Annotated in this window: 17 protein-coding genes; 9 read left to right on the top strand and 8 right to left on the bottom strand. The window is 68.2% G+C overall.

From position 1 onward, the window contains the following. Both ACJ8AT_RS05510 and ACJ8AT_RS05505 read left to right on the top strand, forming a co-directional pair. On the top strand, nt 1–793 hold a 793-nt coding region (locus tag ACJ8AT_RS05510; RefSeq protein ID WP_407736542.1), incomplete at its 5' end, for a DUF6310 domain-containing protein. Next, on the top strand, nt 790–1,548 hold the full coding sequence (locus tag ACJ8AT_RS05505) for a DUF5953 family protein (protein ID WP_407736544.1): 759 nt from the start codon (nt 790–792) through the stop codon (nt 1,546–1,548). The genes ACJ8AT_RS05510 and ACJ8AT_RS05505, both read left to right, overlap by 4 nt. A gap of 52 nt (nt 1,549–1,600) precedes the next feature. Here ACJ8AT_RS05505 and ACJ8AT_RS05500 read toward each other — a convergent pair whose 3' ends face one another. Then, the gene (locus ACJ8AT_RS05500) at nt 1,601–2,221 is read right to left on the bottom strand and encodes a DUF2381 family protein (RefSeq protein ID WP_407736541.1); all 621 of its coding nucleotides are present in this window, start codon (nt 2,219–2,221) and stop codon (nt 1,601–1,603) included. A 298-nt stretch (nt 2,222–2,519) separates the two neighbouring features. Here ACJ8AT_RS05500 and ACJ8AT_RS05495 point away from each other — a divergent pair, with 298 nt between their 5' ends. From ACJ8AT_RS05495 to ACJ8AT_RS05485, 3 genes are all read left to right on the top strand, one after another. After that, nucleotides 2,520–3,308, top strand: a complete 789-nt coding sequence (locus ACJ8AT_RS05495; RefSeq protein WP_407736540.1) for a DUSAM domain-containing protein — start codon at nt 2,520–2,522, stop codon at nt 3,306–3,308. Nucleotides 3,309–3,444: 136 nt separating this feature from the next. After that, the gene (locus tag ACJ8AT_RS05490; protein ID WP_407736539.1) at nt 3,445–4,389 is read left to right on the top strand and encodes a fatty acid desaturase; all 945 of its coding nucleotides are present in this window, start codon (nt 3,445–3,447) and stop codon (nt 4,387–4,389) included. 227 nt (nt 4,390–4,616) lie between these two features. Continuing rightward, complete coding sequence (locus tag ACJ8AT_RS05485) at nt 4,617–5,390, top strand: RICIN domain-containing protein (protein WP_407736537.1); 774 nt, start codon at nt 4,617–4,619, stop codon at nt 5,388–5,390. Nucleotides 5,391–5,500: 110 nt separating this feature from the next. Here the strand turns inward: ACJ8AT_RS05485 and ACJ8AT_RS05480 are convergent, their stop codons facing one another. The 3 genes from ACJ8AT_RS05480 to ACJ8AT_RS05470 form a co-directional block, all read right to left on the bottom strand. Further along, complete coding sequence (locus ACJ8AT_RS05480) at nt 5,501–6,781, bottom strand: carbamoyl-phosphate synthase (protein ID WP_407736535.1); 1,281 nt, start codon at nt 6,779–6,781, stop codon at nt 5,501–5,503. A gap of 13 nt (nt 6,782–6,794) precedes the next feature. After that, a complete protein-coding gene (locus ACJ8AT_RS05475; RefSeq protein ID WP_407736534.1) occupies nt 6,795–7,925 on the bottom strand; it encodes an acyltransferase family protein in 1,131 nt (376 codons plus the stop codon). A gap of 71 nt (nt 7,926–7,996) precedes the next feature. Continuing rightward, nucleotides 7,997–8,782, bottom strand: a complete 786-nt coding sequence (locus ACJ8AT_RS05470; protein ID WP_407736532.1) for a WecB/TagA/CpsF family glycosyltransferase — start codon at nt 8,780–8,782, stop codon at nt 7,997–7,999. 266 nt (nt 8,783–9,048) lie between these two features. On the opposite strand from ACJ8AT_RS05470, the gene ACJ8AT_RS05465 reads away from it, so the two are divergent. After that, nucleotides 9,049–10,500: an amidase gene (locus tag ACJ8AT_RS05465; protein WP_407736531.1), complete on the top strand. Its 1,452-nt coding sequence runs from the start codon at nt 9,049–9,051 to the stop codon at nt 10,498–10,500. A 4-nt stretch (nt 10,501–10,504) separates the two neighbouring features. On the opposite strand, the gene ACJ8AT_RS05460 is transcribed toward ACJ8AT_RS05465, so the two are convergent. From ACJ8AT_RS05460 to ACJ8AT_RS05450, 3 genes are all read right to left on the bottom strand, one after another. Further along, nucleotides 10,505–10,879, bottom strand: coding sequence for a hypothetical protein (locus ACJ8AT_RS05460; RefSeq protein ID WP_407736530.1), 375 nt, complete (start codon nt 10,877–10,879; stop codon nt 10,505–10,507). Between the two features lie 51 nt (nt 10,880–10,930). After that, entirely contained in the window at nt 10,931–12,400 is a 1,470-nt protein-coding gene (locus ACJ8AT_RS05455) for a M20/M25/M40 family metallo-hydrolase (RefSeq protein WP_407736528.1), read from the bottom strand. Nucleotides 12,401–12,564: 164 nt separating this feature from the next. Continuing rightward, nucleotides 12,565–13,017, bottom strand: coding sequence for a universal stress protein (locus ACJ8AT_RS05450; RefSeq protein WP_407736527.1), 453 nt, complete (start codon nt 13,015–13,017; stop codon nt 12,565–12,567). Between the two features lie 208 nt (nt 13,018–13,225). On the opposite strand from ACJ8AT_RS05450, the gene ACJ8AT_RS05445 reads away from it, so the two are divergent. From ACJ8AT_RS05445 to ACJ8AT_RS05435, 3 genes are all read left to right on the top strand, one after another. Then, a complete protein-coding gene (locus ACJ8AT_RS05445; protein WP_407736526.1) occupies nt 13,226–14,113 on the top strand; it encodes an oxygenase MpaB family protein in 888 nt (295 codons plus the stop codon). Between the two features lie 46 nt (nt 14,114–14,159). After that, entirely contained in the window at nt 14,160–15,308 is a 1,149-nt protein-coding gene (locus tag ACJ8AT_RS05440) for a GDSL-type esterase/lipase family protein (protein ID WP_407736524.1), read from the top strand. A gap of 78 nt (nt 15,309–15,386) precedes the next feature. Further along, nucleotides 15,387–15,893 (top strand): hypothetical protein, encoded by a 507-nt coding sequence (locus ACJ8AT_RS05435; protein ID WP_407736522.1) that lies wholly within the window; start codon nt 15,387–15,389, stop codon nt 15,891–15,893. A 153-nt stretch (nt 15,894–16,046) separates the two neighbouring features. Here the strand turns inward: ACJ8AT_RS05435 and ACJ8AT_RS05430 are convergent. Then, on the bottom strand, nt 16,047–19,681 hold a 3,635-nt coding region (locus ACJ8AT_RS05430; RefSeq protein WP_407736521.1), incomplete at its 5' end, for a hypothetical protein.

Genomic DNA, 19,681 nt, shown 5'->3' with positions numbered 1-19,681 from the left:
GGCGGCGCAGTTCCCCTGGACGGATGACGGGCATTGCGTGGTGCGGGAAGCCTCCAACGAATGGCCGATCCTTGCGGAGCGGTGCTTTCACGCTCTCGATCGGGACAGGGTCAGGTTTCGGGATGTCACCAAAAGATGCGCTGTCGCCTACGCGGATGCAGCCGCTCCCGCAGTCGTGGCCCTCTGTGTCTTCGCGGCACCCGAGATCGTCGTCGGTGCAGTGATTGTTGTTGGCGCGGTGGTGGTGGCAGCCGCGATCCAAGAGGGGATTGATGCCTATCAACGGAACGCATCCCGCGAGCGTGCGAAGCCCAAGGCTCAGACACAGTCATCCAGTGAGCAGGAACCCGTAGCGAACAGAGAGCCCACGCCGAGGGGCTTGGGACGGGACTGGCTCCCACCCGTCTCATCCGATCCCACGGAGCGCCCTGAGTGCAAGCCCATCCCGGTGCCGCATGCGGGCGGAGATGATCCGCATAACAAGTGCGCCGACAAGTTTCCGCCTAACCGTTATCCCGGAATGGACGTATTCGTGGGCAGTGAGCGCTTCGATGCGCTGCAAGTCGGCGTGCGCGTGCTGTGGGAGATCAAGACCCATCAATTTGACACGTACAATGCCTATATCCGGGGTCAGGAGATTGAGAAGGAACTCAGGCAATTGGACAAGGAGCGCGACGCTGCGCGGGCCTGTGGATATGACTTCGTTGTTGGCGTGAGCACCGACGCGCACAGAGTCGCGCTGCTCAATCGGGATCGGACCTTCAATATCGTCGTCACGGGATGCAAACGATGACCACTCAAAGCTCCCTGATGCTCGACGTCTATGCGCCTGCGCTTGTGGGTGACGACAACCGCACACTCGCTGCCGTCCATGGCTTGGAACGAGCGTTGCCCGGCTTGCGCCTGGAGTGGAGAGTTACCGAAAGCCGACGGCTTGCCGCGTTGCCACAGCGCGATGCGTGGTTCGCTGAGGCGGCCACGCGCGGCGAGTTCCCGATGGTGTGTAACAACGATGAGCGTTACCCCGTGATGATCTCCGGGCGGCACCGCTCCGCGTATGTGAGCCCAGGCGGTCGGCCACAGCTCCAAGTCCATGCGGAGTTGCCGCTGGACGCGGCCGTTATCACGGCAGCGGCGGAGATGCTGGAGCGCGCATCGGAGGGCGCTCGCGCGTTCTGGGGGCATGCGACGCCGGATGGCGCTGGGCTGGACATCGCGTATCAGACAGCACCCACGCTGGAAGGGCCGCCGTCCCCACGCCGGGGGCTGCCCGCCCTCAAACTCTTCGAGGATATCCGCGCGCCGGAGATTCCCTATTACCTTGGGTGGCTGAACTACTGGTCGGATGCTGCCGCACGAGCCATCGGCTTCCCAGACCCCTTGCGCGACGCCGAGTTGCTCTCACGGGCGCGGCGCACGGCGTCGGGCGGGTGGGTGGTGCAGATCACGGATGCACCGCTCGATCTCGACAACCCCGCCCACCTAGAAGCGCTCTTGCGGACCTACGAACGCTTCCCGGAGATCGGCGGGCGCGTTACTCCGCTCTGAAGGAGGCTGCTGCGCGTCTCCTGGCGCGCTCCACAGGCCCGGACTGGCACTGTCAGACGCGCGCCACCGGGCCGAGTTGGAGAGCTGAGCACCGCTGCGGCCCTGGCGCGCTCCACGGGCCGGGCTGACCGAGCGCAAGGAGCGGCACCGCTGCGGCTCCAGGCGTGCGCGCTCCACGGGCCGGGCTGGCCGAGCGCGAGGAGGGGCGCCGCTGCGGCCCTGGCGCGCTCCATCGTTGGCGCCGGGGAAAGGCGCCGCTGCCATCCGCCAACGGGCGCGCGAAAGGGCGTCGCGAGGGCGCCACAGTGAGCAGTCGGGCGCGGAACTTCGTCTGCTGGGCTGAGCCGGTCGCGAGGAGTGCGGCCAGGGCACGATCCGGCGAGTTCGCCTCTTGTGCGTAACGCTCGCTCTCTTCCCGGTAGCGCCGCTCCCGCCCAAGCGCGTTCTCCAAGTCCGCCCGGAGGTACCTCACGGTCTCCGGGTCCCAAAAGAAGTTCACCTGATGATCCATGGTGTCCTTGTCCGCCGTGACGGTGATGGGAACCTGCGTCCCGTCCACCAACGTCACCACGAGTGGCAGGCGGTCCTCTGGAGTCAGATCGAGGATCGGCACCAGCACCACCACCTTACCGGCCACCGCGGGCGGCTCGAAGCGACCCTCCCAGCCCTCCATCTTCGTGCCTGCCGGGTCAACCTCTGACTCCGGTACAGAGTTGCGGCGCCGATCCCTCCGAAGCGGCGAAGATCCTCGAAGCCCTCGGGCAATTAGCAGCCGCTGCGGAGGTCTTGGAAGCGGCGGGACGACTCCCAAAGTGGAAGAAGAAGTGCATGGACAATTACAACAAGTGCATAAATAAGGGGTGGGTCGGAACGTGGAACTGTGTGGACTGCCTCCGGTACTGTGAAGGCCAGCAGGGGCAGTGGCCAAGAGACCGCTGCTTCCCAGAGGATGACCAGTGGTAGGTGCAACCATGACCGCTGAGCTTGACTGGGAACCCATTCGCGCACTCGGGCAGCGGGTCATTGAGCGCGGTGAACCGCTCGAACTCTCGGACGAGGTACGCGCTCTCTTGCAGCGTTCCGCAGAAGAGGTAGCGCTCTCTCCAGAGGACGTGGCGAGTGCTCTACGCAGCGTGCCCACGGCCACCACGCTGCTGGAAGAGATCACGCGCCGCATCCGTGAGGGCTCGGACCGTTTCTGGAACGCCGAACTCAGGGCATCTGACCTCCAGGATGCAGGCGACCTGGACGGCGCAGGCAGGCTGATGGAAGAGGTGCTCGCCGTTGAGGTCGTTCCGCACTACCGGAGGATAGCCGAGTCCCAGCTTCGCAAGGTGACCCGGCTCAAGTCGGTTGCGGCGAGCGGACAGGCAGATCCGAAGCTCTCCGTCCGTGAACAGATCCCAGTCCTGCTGCACCGCGTCCAGCAAGGGCATCCGCTCGAACTCAACGAGGGGATGCGCGCCTTCCTGCGACGGTCCGCCGCTGACGTGGGCATGAGCGAGGCCGAGACGGAACCGGCGCTCGCCACGCCTGAGAGTGCCGGGGCGCTTCTCGGGCAGATCATGGGGCGCTACCGTGATGCCTCAGACCGGCTCAAGAGCGCCATGTACCGGATGACGGAACTCCGGGATGCTGGAGATCTCGAAGGAGCACGCCAGCAGATCCGCGCATGGCTCGCCGTGGAGGTTGTCCCGAGGTACCGCCGCGCCGCCGAGGAGAACCTAGCGGGCCTGGACGAACCGCCCCCGGCACCGTAGCGCCCCCGACAGCGCATCAATGCAGGGCGCCCCCTTCCCGTTCGCGTGGAGGGCATCCGCGAGCCACCGCACCGAGGCCGGGCGAGAGGCGGGTAGGTGTGCCCATCCCCTTGGGTGTTGAGGTATCGTTGGCGCCATGTCCAATGACTTCATCTGGTCCAGCGTGGATGAACCGCACGCCGCGCGGCGGCGCGAGATGCTTCGCACGCATCCCGAGATCAAGGAACTCTACGGCCCGTGCTCGCGCACGAAGTACGTCTGCACGCTGCTCGTCGGGCTGCAGCTCTCGCTCGCCTTTCTGCTGCGTGACGCGCCCTGGTGGCTGATTGTTCTGGTCGCCTATGCGGTGGGCGGAGTGATCAACCAGGCGCTACTCCTGGCCATTCACGAGCTCTCTCACAATCTCGCGTTTCGCAAGCCCTGGCACAATCGCGTGTTCGGCGTCTTCATCAATCTGCCCGTGGGTGTGCCGGTCGCGGAAACATTTCGCTACTACCACCTGCGCCATCACACCCATCAGGGTGACGAGCGGCTCGACACGGATCTACCGACGGAGTTCGAGGCGCGCTTGCTGCGCCATCGCGCAAGCAAACTGCTCTGGCTCTCTTGCCAAGGCTTTGCCTACGCGCTCCGCCCGCTGTTCGTGCATCCAAAGAAGCCGGGGGCTTCCGAGCTCACGAACCTGCTCGTGCAGGTCGCGTTCAACGTGGCCGTGTTCCATTTTTGGGGCGGCAAAGCGCTTGCCTATCTGCCGATCAGTTCACTGATCGTCATGGGGCTCCATCCGATTGCCGGACACTACATCTCGGAGCACTACGTCTTCCGCGAAGGGCAGGAGACCTACTCGTACTACGGGCCGCTCAACGTGCTCGCGTTCAATGTCGGCTACCACAACGAGCACCACGACTTCCCCTACGTTCCTGGCTCGCGCCTGCCGAAGCTACGAGCGATGGCGCCGGAATTTTACGACGGTCTCCTGTCGCACCAATCGTGGACGGCGACGCTTTGGAACTTCGTCATGAGCCCCAGCCTGGGCGGTTACAGCCGCATCAAGCGGCGCGTGGAGCGGCGGCCAGACTAGCGCCCAGACTCCTACCGCGCACCTGATGGGAGGGCGGCCCGGCACGCGTGGAGCCGCCTCGCCATGGCGCCCTCACCCCCTTTCGGCATGGACGCGCCTGGTGGGAATAGGATGAAGCCATGCATTCGCCCAAATGGCTCCTCCTGGCCGCCCTGGCATTCGCTTGCGTCGCCTCCGCAGCCAGCCCCGTTCCCACCTACCAGACCCAGAATCTTTCCGATGCCTGGATGAGCCAGAATGGTCGCAGCCTGGCGATGGTGAAGAGCGTCGAGTTCACGAACGTCTTCATCTTCGAGAAGGAATCCAAGCGGATGCCCGTGTTCGTGCTCCACGAGCTCAGCCACGCCTATCATGACCAGGTGCTCGGCTGGGAGCACGCCGGCCTCACGGCTGCCTATGCGCGCGCGATTGCAAGCCAGAGCTACGACTGCGTGGAGCGCTGGCGTGGGCCCAAGCAGCCCAACACGTTCGAGCGTGCCTATGCCATGACCGACGTGGGGGAATACTTCGCGGAGAACTCGGAGGCGCTCTTCGGCCGCAACGACTTCTATCCCTTCACACGTGAAGACCTGGGTAAGCACGATCCGGGCATGCTCGCGCTGCTCCAGCAGGTGTGGCAGGTGACCACGACCACGACACCCACCCCGCCGCCGGTGCCCGCCGGCTTCGATGCCCGCTGCTACTACCGGTTGACGACCCTGTGGCAGGGCGATGGCATGTCGCTGGACATTCTCTATGACGGCAAGGCCAACAACGTGCCCATCCTCCACAAGACGGGCAACTACTCGGGGCAGCTGTGGAAGCTGACTCCGGAGCCCAACGGCATCTACCGGCTGACGACCCAGGCGCAAGGCGACGCGCTGTCACTGGACATCGTCAATGACAGCAGGGCCAACAACATCCCCATCCTCGCCAAGACAGGCTGCAATGACTCGGGGCAGCTGTGGAAGGTGACTCCCGTCCCCGTGCTCCCTGAGCATGGAGTGGAGGATTCGCCGTGAGCCAGGATCGGCAGGAGGACTCCCGCGCAAGATGAGTCGCCAGGGCTGATTCCCTGGAGAAACTCGAGGATAGCTGCGAGGCATGGAGGCGGCGGGAATCGAACCCGCGCCTACCGGTCCAGCACCATGGTGCGGATGAAGCCCTTGGGATGGCGCGCGTACGAGCGCAGGTGCATCGCCACGTCCACCATCCACGGCACCCAGTCGCCCGTGTCGATGACTGCGTCCACCGCCCGCTCCTGGTTGCGCGCGTACCACTCGCGCCAGTGCTTCACCTCGTCTGGCTTCAACCGCCCCGACAGGCCCTGCGCCCTCAGCAGCAGCTCGAAGATGCCCCGGTGGCAGTAGATGTACTGCCCTCCGCCCTTCCACCCCAGCGCCTCGCGCGCCAGCTCGCCCAGCCGCTCCTCGTTCCCGCTCGCCGCCTCGTACACGAAGAGCGGCAGCGGGCTCCCACGGGCGATGTCGAACCCCATCTGGCTGTAGAAGCGCGGATTGAAGTCGATGAGCAGCTGCTTGCCGCCGGCCCGGATGAACTCCACCTCGAACGTGCCGTGGTAGCCCAGCTTCTTGCACAGCGCCCGCACCTTCTCCGCGAGCTCCGCGTCCACCGGCACTTCCTCGAAGCACAGGCCGATGCCCAGCTTGCGCGGACGCTGCAACACCTTCACCGCCCCGCGCGCCACGAACAGCTCGCCCGTGCGGTCCACGAAGCCGCTCAGGCTGAAGATGTTCTGCGCCGCCTCCGTGTAGAAGGCCTGCACCATCGGCCGGTTCGCCTTGCTGTCGTACTCCAGCAGCTTGCGCCCGTACGTGTTGCGCTCGAGGAACTCGCGGTAGCGCGGCAACAGCTCGCTCGCGCGCTCCACCTGCGCGCCCTTCACGTGGCTCTCGAAGAGAATCTGCGTCTGCGGCTTGAGCAGCACCGGGAAGCGCGCCTCGGCCGCCACCTTCTCCAGGTCCGCCTCGCCCTCGGCGAACCACGTGTCCGGCACGTCCAGCCCCACGTCCTTGCACAGGTCATGGAGCCGCTGCTTGTTGAGCAGCCCGTAGATGACGTCCACGCCCGGCTGGTACATGCGGAAGTGCTTGCCCAGCTCCTCGCGGTGCAGGGCGAACAGCCACGCCATGTCGTCGCTCGTGGGGTAGAGCACGTGGCCCGGCTCGCGCTCACCGAAGCGCAGCAGCCACTCCATGAAGGCGTCCGAGTCCCCCACGTCCGGGCACTCCACCCGCCGCGTCACGTACCGGCTCCAGCGCGCGGGCGCCAGCAGCTTGGACTCGGCCACGGTGATGGGAACGCCCAGCCGGCCCAGGCAGCGCACCGCGGCGAGCGTGCCGTAGTAGTCGGCCATCGTCAGCAGGATGGGAGGACGGGTCTGCGTATTCATGTGCGTGTCTCTCTCAACCCGGGTTGCCCGGCGTGCTCACCACCACCGGCTGGGGCTGGGCCGCCGGCTTCTTCGTGCCGCGCCAGTCGAAGCGGTCCTTGAGCTTGAGGAAGGGCTTCTCGAAGTAGCGGTAGCTCAGCGTCGCGAAGCCGATGCTCAGCGCCAGCGTCAGCACGTAGTACAGCGCCAGGTTGTGCGGCACCACCCGGCGCACGAGGTTCAGCGAAATCATGTGCATCAGGTAGATGCCGTACGTGATGGAGCCCACGTAGCGCAGCCACTTGTGGTCCACGAACGGCGCGAGCACGTGCTGGGGACGGATGCACATGCCCACCACCATCAGCGTCAGCAACAGCGAGGAGAGCCACAGCGGCGTGTCGTAGTTGTAGATGGCCAGGAACACCATCACCACGAGCACCGGCACGCTCCACACCTGCCCGAGCAGCTTCCACGTCCACTCGAACGTCTTCGGGTAGTGCGTGAGGTACGCCGACAGGCAGCCCATGCAGATGGAGATGGAGATGCTCGCGAGCACGCGCACCCAGAAGTGGTGCGTGTCCCAGTAGCCCGTCTTCACCGCCCAGCCCGTGAAGATGCCCACCGCGAGCATCCCCGTCATGAAGGCCACCGGGCCCCACGGATTCTTGAAGGCGCGCACCACGAAGGGCCACAGCAGGTAGAACTGCTCCTCGGTGGCCATGGACCACGCGAAGTAGAAGATGATGCGCCCCTCTTCCAGCTTGATGAACCAGTTCGACGTGTACGTGAGGTAGTACTTCACGTTGTCGAAGAACGCGCCGCTCACCTCCGGGTTCGTCTCGAAGGTGGAGACGAGCACGATGTAGAGCACCGTCACCGCGTAGTAGAGCGGGAAGATGCGCAGCGAGCGCCGCGCGTAGAAGCCCTTGAGGGAGATGGTCCCCGTGGCCTCGCGCTCGCGCAACAGCAGCGTGGTGATGAGGAAGCCGCTGATGGCGAAGAAGAGCGAGACGCTCAGGTAGAAGCGGCCCACGAGCCCCTCGCGCGCCTCCAGCACGTGGTAGAGCACCACGGCGAAGATGGCGAGGGCGCGCAGCCCGTCCAGGGCTCCGAAGGTCTTGGTGCGCAGGAAGGACTGATGGGCGGCTTGGGCGGCGGAGTCCATGTCTGCCCCGATAAGAGCACAGAATTCCCGACCGCTCACGAGGAGCCCACGCAGGGCCCCGGGCCTCCCCGCTAACGTGACGCTCGCCCGCCCGGCTGCCCCACCACACCGGAGCGGCGCACTTCGGCCACGTGCGAAAAATAAATGGGAATCCCAAGGACGTAGCGGCTGAAGAGCCGCCGGGGCTCCACCGCCAGGCGGAACAACCACTCCATGCCCACGGCCCGCATCACTCGCGGTGCGCGGGGCACCTTGCCGCCGATGTAGTCCAGGATGGCCCCCCCGTTGACGATGAGCACCGGGTGCCCGAGCGCCTCGCGCAGCTGCACGGACACCGCCTCCTGCTTGGGCATGCCCATGGCCATGAGGATGAGGTCCGGCCGGGACTCGGTGGCCAGCCGCACGTACGTCTCCGGCGGGTCGAAGCCGTCATGGCAGGCGACGATGGTGAGCCCCCACTCCTCGAGCGTGCGCCGCGCGTTGTCCAACCACGGCGAGCGCGTGCCGAAGAGCGCCACCCGCTTCCCCGCGTACGCCCGGGCAATCTTGGGGATGAAGTCCGTGCCATTCATGTTGAGCCCATAGGGCCGGCTGAAGGCCTTCATCCCCAGCTTCACGCCAATCCCGTCGCGCAGCAGCATGTCCGAGCGCAGCAGCCCGTCCAGCATCCCCGGCTGATTCCACCCCAGGTTCACCGCGTGCGCGTTGACGAAGGAGAGGATGAAGGGACGCGTGGGCTGGCGGAGCTCGTCGAGCAGGGCCTGCTCGGCTGCCTCGTCGCCGATGACGCGGATGCGGTCCATCAGCTCGATGAAGTTGCGGGCCCGCTCGGACTGCGTGCCCTCCTGGCTCTGCATGCTTCCTCCTGGGGGCCCCGGAGGATAGTTGACCTGGGGCAGCACCGGAACGGTTTGACGGGGGGTACGGTCCTGACCCGCGCCGGGTATCGGCCGACCGCCCCGCCCGCCCCGAGTGTCCTCCGCCAACAGGGACCCGCGAGCACTCCGCCATGTGGTGAACGGCTGGAGGAGACTTCCGGACAGTGGATGACGGTGCCGTCGTGGCCCGTGTCTAGCTTGTCGAGTCCACGACGCAGCGCACATTGCGCGGAGGACAGCGCCCTATGCAGGAGCTCAACTTCCTTCCGGCCCACCGGCTCGCCGCCCTGGTGAGAGCACGGGAGGTGTCGGCCCTCGAGCTGCTGGAGGCGCACCTGGCCCAGGTGGCCCGGCACAACCCGAGACTCAACGCCATCGTCACGCTCGACGAGGAGCGCGCCCGCGCCCGCGCCCTCCTGGCCGACGCCGCGCTCGCCCGCGGCGAGTGCTGGGGCCCCCTGCACGGGGTACCGATGACGATCAAGGACTCGTTCATGACGGAGGGGGTGCGCACCACCAGCAGCTACAAGCGGCTGCGCCACTACATCCCCCCGCACGACGCCACCGTGGTGGCCCGGCTCAAGGCCGCCGGCGCCATCCTCCTGGGCAAGACGAACATGCCCACGCTCACGCTGGACTTGCAGACGAGCGGGCACCTCTTCGGCCAGGCCAACAACCCGTGGGACGAGTCGCGCACCCCCGGAGGCAGCACCGGCGGCGGCGCGGCGGCGGTGGCCTCGGGCATGTCCCCCTTCGAGGTGGGAAGCGATCTGGCGGGCTCCATCCGCGTGCCCTCGCACTACTGCGGCATCTTCGGCTTCAAGCCCTCCGAGCACCGCGTCCCCATCACCGGCCACATCCCCCCCATGCCGGGCCGCCCCCGCGGCGTGCGCTACGAGGGCGCCGCCGGGCCGCTCGCGCGCAGCGTGAAGGACTTGCAACTGGGTTTCCGGTTGCTCGCGGGCCCGGATGACAAGGACTGGGACGTGCCGCCCGTGCCCCTGCGCGAGGTGGCCCCGCGCGAGCTGCGCTCCTACCGCTTCGCCTGGACGGAGGACTTCGGCGGCCTGCCCGTCACCCGCGAGACGCGCGCCGCGCTGGAGAAGCTCGCGCGCACCCTCGAGGGCCTCGGCTGCCAGGTGGAGCGCCGCGGGCCCCCGGGCCTGGACTACGACGAGCTGTGGGAGGTGTGGGGCCGCGTGCTGGGCGCCGAGGTGGGCGCCGAGATGCAGGCCCTCTCGCGCTTCGTCATCTCCGTGCGCTTCAACGCCATGCGCGGCCAGGCCGCCCTCAACCGCGGCGTCGTGCGCGGCATGCGCGCGTCGATGACCGAGTACATCGAAGCGCTCGCCATTCACGACCGCATCACCGGGCAGGTGGAGTCCTTCCTCTCCGACTGGGATGCGTGGCTGGTGCCCGTCACCGTGGGACAGGCCTTCACCCACCGGCGCAGCGGCGAGTGGCTCGACGTGGACGGGCAACAGGTGGCCTATATGGCCGCCACCTGCGGCTTCACCTCCGTCTTCAACCTCACCGGCCACCCCGTGGTGGTGCTGCCCCTCACGGAGCTGGTGGACTCTCCCCTGCCCCTGGGGATTCAAGTGGTGGGCCGCCGCTGGCGCGATGAGGAATTGCTCGCCGTCTCCGAGGCCCTCGTCCAGGTGACGGGCGAGTACCGCAAGCCCCCGGGGTACTGACGGCTCAGTCCACGTGGGCGTCCGGGTCGCCCTCGCCCAGCGCCTCGAGCACCAGCTCCGCCGCCTTCTCCAGCGCGTGTCCCGGCGCCAGGTCCTTCGCCACGAAGAGCACCGAGTACATCTTCTCGGCCAGCTCGCGCGTGCCCAGCGTCTCGCCCTTCACCGCCTCCTCACACAGGTGCAGCGCCAGGTCCACCAGCAGCAGCCTCCTCCGGTCCACCCAGCCCTGCGACAGCTTCGGGCTCGAGCCCGCCGGGGAGGCCTCGTGCACGCGCTCGTGCACCTCCCTCAGCGCGCGCAGGATGGACTCCCGGTGCTCCTGGCTCAGCCGGCTCTCGCGCGGCAGCCGGCGGTCCTCCGGGTCCGTGTCGTGGCTCATGTGGTTCGCTCGTGGGACGACGGGGGGGAACCCGGGAGGCCCGAGGGGAGATTACGGCGCCGAGGGCTTGGGCGTCCCCACCGGCGCGGCGGGCGCCTTCTGGAACTCCTTCTCAGGCGGGGCCTCGGGACGCGGCAGCACGCCCGGCACCTCGGCGAGCACGTAGCTCACCCACGCCAGCGCCGCCGTGCTCTGCGCCAGCGACTGCGGGTCCACCTTGTCCAGCGTGTCCGCCTGCGAGTGGTGCACGTCGAAGTAGCGGCTCGCGTCCACCCGCACCCCCACGAAGGGCACCCGCGCCGGCATCATCGGAGAAATATCCGCGCCTCCCGCCTCGCCCTCGAGCACCTTCGCCGCGCCCAGCGCCTCCAGCGGCTTCAGGTACGGACGCACCAGCTCCTCCGCGCCCGGCGCCGAGCGGAACGCCACGCCCTGCGGCTTGCCTCCGCCCGAGTCCATCTCGAGGGCGGCCACGTGGTTGGCCAGCTCGGCCGCGTGGGCCTCGGCGTACGCCTTGCCGCCCTTGAGGCCGTTCTCCTCGTTCATGAAGAGCACCACGCGCACCGTGCGCCGCGGCGCCGGCTTCAGCTTGGAGAGCAGCCGCGCCGTCTCCATCACCATCGTCACGCCCGCGCCGTCGTCGTGCGCGCCCGTGCCCACGTCCCACGAGTCCAGGTGCGCGCCCAGCAGCACCACCTCCTGCGGCTTCTCGCGGCCCTTCACCTCGGCCACCACGTTGAAGGAGTCCGCGTCCGGCAGCGTCTGGCAGCCCAGCTTCAGCTCCACCTTCACCGACCCGGCCGCCACCAGGCGGTGCAGCAACTCCGCGTCCTCCACCGACACCGCCGCGGACGGCACCTGCGCCACGCCCTCGTCGTAGCGCATGGCCCCCGTGTGCGGCGAGCGCAGCGACGCCGTGGCCAGCGAGCGCACCAGCATCCCCACCGCCCCCGACTTCGCCGCCACCGACGCGCCCCGCGTGCGCAGCCCCGCGTACTTGCCGTAGTCCGCCGCCTCGGCCATGGCGTGGTTGAAGAAGACAATCTTCCCCTTCACCTTGTCACCCAGCGCCGCCACCTCGTCGAGCGAGCGCACCTCGAGGACCTCGGCCGTCACTCCCTCGGCGGGCGTCCCCACGCTGCCGCCCAGCGCCATCACCGACAGCGGGTGCTCGCGGAAGCGCTCGGAGGCCACCACCCGGGCGCTCTCCTGCCCTCGCACCCAGCGCGGTACCTTCACCGGCTCCAGCCACACCTTCACGCCATCGGCCTCGAAGGAGCGCTTCGCCCACTGCACCGCGGCCTCCGCGCCCTCCGAGCCGGACAGGCGCGGGCCGATGCCGTCGGTGAGCTCCGCCAGGCGCGCATAGGCATGGCCCTCGGAGAGCGCCGCGCCGATGAGCTGACCGGCCACCTGCGTCGAGGGGCCCGAGTCCTTCGCCGCTGCCGCGGGGGCCGGGGCTTTCGGGGAGGCGGTGAGCAGGGACAGCAGCGCGGCGGAAAGCGGAAGGGCCGAGGGCACGTCGTCACTCCGGGAAAGAGAGGGGGGCTCGCACTCTCGTCCCGCGCCCGGTTCCTCGCAAGCGCGTCGGCACGCCGGCACGCTCACGGTCCTGGCTCCTTCCCTCCCCTCCTACCGGGCGTGTACCCGGCGTACCGAGTGCTCGGCCTGCCAATCAACCGTGGCTACTTCTTTTCAGCCGGAGTGCGCCAGGTGAGCACCGGGCAGGGCGCCAGCCGCACCACCTTCTCCGCCACGCTGCCCAGCATCAGGTGCGACAGGCCCGTGCGCCCATGCGTGCCCATGATGATGAGGTCGTAGCCGCCCTCGCCCGCCACCTTCGAAATGACCTGCGCGGGGTCTCCCGACTCCAGCAGCTGCTTCGAGTGCGGCACGTCCTTCAGGAAGGCCGAGAGCTGCTGGTCCGCGTGGTTGCGCAGGAAGGTGGACAGGGTGAGCTCGGGCTCGCTGCGCGTGAGCACCACCATCTCGTCTCCCGCGTACTCCGACGGGCGCCACACGTGCAGCACGTCCAGCTTCGCGTCGAAACGGTTGGCGAAGAAGTGCGCGTACTCCAGCGCCCGCTTCGAGGTCTCGGAGAAGTCGACGGGCACGAGGATGCGCTGAAGCTTGTTCATGAGTCCCCTCCTGGGGTCAGGTCTCCCGCGCCCCTGTGCAATGGCCGTTCCCAGCCCCGCTCCCTCGGAAGCCCGCTCGCACGGGGCGCAAAGGCCGCGCCTCCCGCCCACCCGACGCAATTCCTGCACTCGCCCGTGGACCGGCCTGCTCGCCGGGGGAAGACTGCACGGCCCGGCGGTCCGCGTTACGTTCGCCTCCTGGCTCCCCATGCTCCCGCGACGCACCCTCCTCGAGGAAATCCAGCGGCTCGACCCGGAGAAGGATGATCAGCGCATCCTCTTCCTGAGCTGGTACCACGACTTCCCCTGGGACAGCCGCAAGGCGCTCGAGTTCGCCCTCTTCCGCACCTTCGCCGTCCCGAGCATCAGCGGTCTGCTCGACACCACCGGGGAGTTCCTCCAGCGCGCGCAGAAGCGCTACGACGACACCGAGCTGCTCATCGCCGAGTTCGTCGAGCACGGCTACGACAGCGAGCGCGGCCGGCGCGCCCTGCGGCGGATGAATCACATCCACCACCGCTTCCCCATCTCCAACGAGGACTACCTCTACGTCCTCTCCACCTTCGCCTTCGAGCCGGGCCGGTGGATTTCCCGCTTCGGCTGGCGCCCCTACAGCGCGCACGAACAGCGGGCCACCTGGGTCTTCTGGCGCAACGTGGGGCGGAGGATGAACATCCACGACATCCCCTCCACCCCCGAGGCCCTCGAGCGCTTCAACGTGGAGTACGAGCGCACCCACTTCCGCTACTCGGAGAGCAACCGCCGCATCGGCGAGGCCACGCGCGAGCTGTTCCTCGGCTGGTACCTCCCCCGGCCCCTGCGCCGGCTCGGCCGGCCCTTCGTCCACGCCATGATGGATGACCCGCTGCGCGAGGCCTTCGGCTTCCCCCGCCCCTCCGCTCCGGTGTCACTCGCCGTGCGGAGCCTCCTGCGCGCCCGGAGTCACGCCCTGCGCTACTTCCCCGAGCGCCGGCAGCCACGGCTCGTCACCCGCCTGCCCCACGCCAGCTACCCGCGCGGGTATGAAATCGAACAGCTCGGTCCCCCACCGGGCTCGCCGCGCTCCGGTCCCTCCGGGCCGGACTCCCCCGGGTGACGCTCCCCTCCTCCTGGGCGATACTCGCCGCCCGGAGGAGACACACATGAGCCGCTCCCGCTTCGTCTGGCTGTTGCCGGTCCTCGCCATGGCCGGTTGCGAGCCGTTCGATCCCTGGTTCGACTACGCCGTGGATGACCCGAACCTGCAACGCATCGGGCGCATGGACGAGGAGGCCGACCCCGAGGGCCCCATCTACACCCACTCGGGCGGCACCATCCGCTTCCGCTGCGACTGCACCGGTGTGGACGTGGCCTTTCAAGACCTGGGCGAGGGCGGCGACGAGCACACCAACTGGGTCAACATCCTCGTCGACGGCAAGGAGGCGGCCAAGGTCCAGCTCCTACCGGGCAAGAGGGCCATGCTCCGCGGCGCGCGCAACCTGAAGCCGGGCGAGCACACCGTGGAGATCGTCAAGCGCACCGAGCCCTATGCCGGGCGCATCCAGTTCCTCGGCCTGAGCCTCCAGGGCGTGCTGCTGGCGCCGCCTGCACCCCCGGAGAAGAAGATCGAAGTCATCGGCGACTCCATCACCTGCGGCTACGGCAACGAGGTGCGCATCTACGCCCCGAAATTCACCGAGCCCAATACCGGCTACCACTCGAAGAACGAGGACATCTCCAAGGCGTACGGCTCGCTGCTGGCCCGCCGCTTCAACGCCGAGCTGATGACCACCTGCATCTCGGGCACGGGCGTCTACCGCAACCTCAACGGCACCACGGACCCGACGAAAACCTTCCCCGGCCTCTACCCGCGCATCTTCCCCGATGACGAGGAGTCGACGTGGCACACCTCGCGCTTCGTGCCGGACCTCATCATCATCAACCTGGGCAACAACGACTTCAACGTCATCGTCGAGGGCGACACGCTCCCGAGCGCCCCGGACGAGAAGGGCTTCAAGGACGCCTACAAGGCGTTCGTCCGGCAGCTGCGCGAATACTACCCCTCGGCGAAAATCATCTGCTCCGTCGGGCCGATGATGAATGACAACTACCCGGCCGGCCGCCAGCACTGGACCAAGATGAAGAGGTGGGTCCACGCGATGGTCGACGAGAGCGGCATCCCCAACGTCCACTACTTCGAATACACGCCCATCGTGGGCGACCCCTACGGCGAGGACTGGCACCCCACAGCCGAGTCCCACCAGAAGATGGCCGAGGAGATCGCCCCCTTCATCGAGAGCCTCGGCTTCTGAGTCACCAGGCCATCGCGGGACTCCGGGAGTCCCGTGTATGCTCGCCCCACCCTTCACCCCTTCTGGAGCCCCCTCGTCATGGATCGCTTCACCGTCGTGTTCGACGCCTCTCCCATCAACGAGCCGACGGCTTGGATGAAGCAGGCCGCCGCGCAGGCCAACCTCCACCTCGTGCTGCAGGATGACATCGCGCGCACCATCTCCCAGGATCCCAAGGCCCGCCAGGTGCTCCCCAACCTGAACGTCGAGGGCGCCGACGCACGCATGGCCCCCTTCTACCAGGCGGCCCTCGAGAAGCTCACCCAGGGCAAGACGCGCGTGGCCCTGCACAGCGTCACCTGGACGCTCTACGGCGTGAAGCCCGATGCCTTCATCTACTCGTGGGACCAGATGCAGGACGAGCGCCCCAAGGCGCGCAAGATGGGCATGAGCGACCCGAACTACGACCACTACGTGGAGGAGGCGAAGAAGAAGGTCCGCGTCTTCTTCAAGGGCGTGCCCGCCGACCGGATGCTGGAAATCACCGGCACCGACGCCCAGAAGGTCGCCAGCGCCGTGGCCTTCATCCGCTCCAAGGAGCGCTGAGACGCGCGGCGCCCGCCGCCCTCACCCATCTTCCCCGAAGGGGCGCCCCGTGCGCCCCTTCTTCGTTTCCGGACCCTGAAAAGACAACGGGCGCCAGCCCCACCCCGCGAGGGGTGATGCCAGCGCCCGAGGTCATCGCCCGGCGCGTGCCGGTCAGGCCGTTCCGAAAGCGAACTCGTTTCCGAACTGCTTCACGTCGCTGATCATGTTCGAGGCGTCGTGCAGGACGTCGATGGTGCCCACCACGCCACGCAGCGGGCCGGTGAGGCCGCCGATGCCGAAGGTGCCCGCCACGTCGAGCGCCACCTCGGCGCCCTTCAGGCCGATGCTCACCCAGTCCTTGTTGTCCTTGCCGAGCTCGTCGATCAGGTCCTTGCCGTCGCCGATGGCGTTGATGATGCCGCCGCCCGGGATCGCCGAGCCGCCCGCCTTGGCCACCGCCTCGGCGATCTTCGTCTCGATGGTGGTGCGCACCTTCTCCGGCAGGGCCTCGACGAACTGCTTGGCCATCTTGCCCATCAGCTCCAGGCCCTCCTTGCCGAAGGGCAGCGTCACGCTCGGGTGGTGGAAGATGGGGGCCTCGAGCTTGAAGTGCTCGCCGTAGCCCATCACCTTGCCCGCGCCCTGCATCAGGTCACCCAGCGCGCCGGTGATGTCGCCGGAGGCCAGCTTCTGCGTGGCCTGGAAGACCTCGCCGATGGCGCCCGACTTCACCAGGCCCTCGTTGAGCGAGTGGTCGCTGAAGAAGCGGCCCACGCTGCCGGGCATCTTGCCCATCATGTCCAGGAAGCCCGTGGCCAGGTCCGGGTGCTTGGTGGCCAGCGTCTCGCCGGTGGCGCCCATGGCGCGGATGAAGCCGCCCACGTCGTGCTTGCCGAAGGCCTCCACCGCCTCGCTGAAGTGCTGGCGCACCTCGGGGTCCTTGAAGGCCTCGGCGCCCTGCAGGACCATGTCCGACAGGCCCTCGGGCAGGTGGAGGGTCTTGGTGAGCTTGTCGCCAATCTTGTTCTTCAGGCCCTCGGGCAGGTCGTTGATGATGCCCATGCCCGACTCGATGGCGGCCTTGATGTCCGGAGGATTCGCCGTGAGGGCGTCCTTCAGGTTCATCACGTCATCGAGCGCCGAGCCCGCGTCCGCCAGGTCCGCCGCCGACTCGAAGCCCACCTTCTGCAGCTTCTCGCGCAGGCCGTCGTTCTTCCACAGCGAGCTGGCGATGGCGTTCATCGCCGGGGCGTCGGCGGAGATGCCGCGCAGGCCCTCCTTGATGCCCTCGGGGGTGCCGCTGAAGAGCTTGCCGAGGGAGTCGTGCAGCTTCTCGTCCGTGACGAGCTGCTTGACCAGGTCCTTGTCGGTGAGGACGTCCTTGAGCAGGCCCGGCTGGAGCTTCTCGCCAATCTTGGCGACGACGTCGGAGACGACCGTCGGCGAGCCCTTGAGGGCCTGGCCGATCTCCTTGAGCGCCTCCTGGGGGTTCTCCGGGAAGGCCTTCGCCGCGTTGATGAGGTGGGGCAGCGCCGCGCCCGCCTCCTTGAGGTGCTCCGGGGTAATCCCCAGGTTGGTGAGCTTCGTCGTCACCTCGGGCGGCAGCTTGTCGGCGATCTTCGCGCCCAGCTTCTCCAGCAGCTGCGGAGCCGCGCCGGCCGCCGCGCCCAGCTCGGTGAGGGCCTTCTGCCAGTCGGGGCTCTGGCCGCCGAACAGGGCCTTGCCGGCCTCGAAGAGGTGGGGCGCCGCGTCGCCGGCCTGCTTCAGGTCGTTGATGGTCAGGTCCGCCTTCTTGAGCAGATCCTGGACCTTGGGGTCCTTGCCCGCCGCGTCGAGCACCGAGTTGCGCAGCTCGGCGTTGTTGAGCAGGCCGCCGATGCCCTCGAGCGTCTTGCCGTCGACCAGCTGCTTGATGGAGTCGAAGGCGGCGTCGTTGTTGATGATCTGCTTGATGACGGCCGGGTCCTTCAGGATGTTCTGGGCCGTCCCGGCGGGGAGCTGCTCGGCGAGGCCCTTGAGCATCTTCTCGCTCAGGGGGCCGCCCTTCTTCAGCGCGTCACGCAGGCTGTCGATGGCGCCGCCGAGGTTGCCACCGGCCGCCTTCTGCGCGGCGTCCAGGACGGAGGGCAGCATGTCCTTGACGTTGAGCAGATCCTTGGGCTCCAGGCCCACCTTGGCGAGGGCCTCCTGGACGCCCTTGGCCGCGCCGGCCACCTTGGCCACCGTGTCGCGCAGCTTGTCGTTCTTGGCCAGGTCCGTCAGGCCCTGGAGCGCCGTGGCCGGGTCGCCGAGCTTGCCCAGGGCGTCGAGCGCCGCCGAGCCGCCAGCCAGCACCGCCTCGCGCACCTTGGGGTCGGAGACGAAGTCCTTCGCCATGCCCGTCAGCTTGCTGGCGACGTTGTCGAAGAGCTTCTTGCCGAGGTCTCCCTTGATGAGGTCCGGGTTGGCCTTGAAGGCCTCGGTCAGCGCGGCGAGGGCCTTGCCAGGCTCCTTGGCCTGAGCGGCCTCGAGCACGCCCGCGGCGCCCTTGCCGAGCTTCTCCAGGTCCTTGCCCTCGATGCCCACCTTCTTGAGCGCGTCCTGGACCTGGGGATCCTTGCCCGCGGTCTTGAGCGCCAGCTCCCGGGTGGCATCGTTCTTCGCGAGCTCCGTGACGCCCTGCAGCTTCGCGTCCGCGTCGCCGCCCAGAATCTTGCCGACGGAGTCCGCGGTGGCCTTGTCGTCGAGGACGGCCTTGGCCATCTTCGGATCGCTGAGCAGGTCGCGGCCGATGCCCTGCTGCTGCTTGGCCAGCTCCGCGACGCCCTTCTCGGCCAGGGCGCGCGAGCCCTCGGCGGAGGCGCCACGCAGCTCCTCGAGCGCCTTGTCGGCCTTGCCGCTCGCGGCGGCCTCACCGGCGGCCGTCAGGTGCTCCTGGGCCTTCGGGGTGGCGGCGACGAACTCCTCGGGCTTGACGCCAATCTTCTCCAGGTTCTGCTTCTGCTCGGCGGGCAGCTCGTCGGCCTTCTTGGCCACGACGGCCTCGCGCGGGCTCTTGCCGCCGGCGATGGCGTCGGCCACCTTCGGATCGGCCAGGAGCTTGCCGGCGTCACCCGCCGCATTGGCGGAGGCCTGGAGAATCTCGGAGAGCGCCTTGGCGTCGGTGCCCTTGCGCGCGGACTCCAGCTTCTTGGCGGCGGCATCCCCGGCGGCCTGACCGTCGGCGGCGCGAGCGAGCTGCTGGCCGTAGTCCTTCAGGCCGTTGCCGTCCTTGATGCCCAGCTTGTCGAGCGCCTGGCGCGTCTCGGGCTTCTGCGCGAGCTTGTCGTACTCACGGTTGACGTCGAGCTGGCCCTGCATCTCCGCCTTGGTGGGGGCCATGGCGGCGCCCAGCTTCTCGGCGGCGTCGACGTGCCCGTCCTCGTACTGGGTCTTCTCCAGCTCGTTGCGCAGCGGGAAGGGCTCGGGCTTGCCCTCGGCCTTGGCCGCGACGTTGGCCTCGATGGTGGCCTTCTTCGCCGTCTCGATGGACTTGGCGGCCTGGGCCTTCGCGGCCTCCGCGGCCTTCTGGGCGGCATCGGCCGCCTTCTGGCGCGCCACGGCCTCCTTGGCCGCCGCCTGCGCCGCCTCGGTGGCCTTCTTCGCCGCCGCGGGGTCCTTCTTGTCCTGCGCCTTGGCCTTGGCCTCCTCGGCGGCCTTCTTCGCCGCGGCCTTCGCGGCCTCCGCCGCCTGCTTCGCCGCCGCGGCCTTCTTGGCCTGCTCCGCCGCCTTCTTCGCCGCCTCGGCCGCCGCCTTGCGCGCCGCCTCGGCCGCCTTGCGCGCCGCTT

It is taken from the genome of Hyalangium sp. (assembly GCF_045802625.1).
GTDB lineage: Bacteria > Myxococcota > Myxococcia > Myxococcales > Myxococcaceae > Hyalangium.
This window is presented reverse-complemented; position numbering and strand designations above follow the sequence as displayed.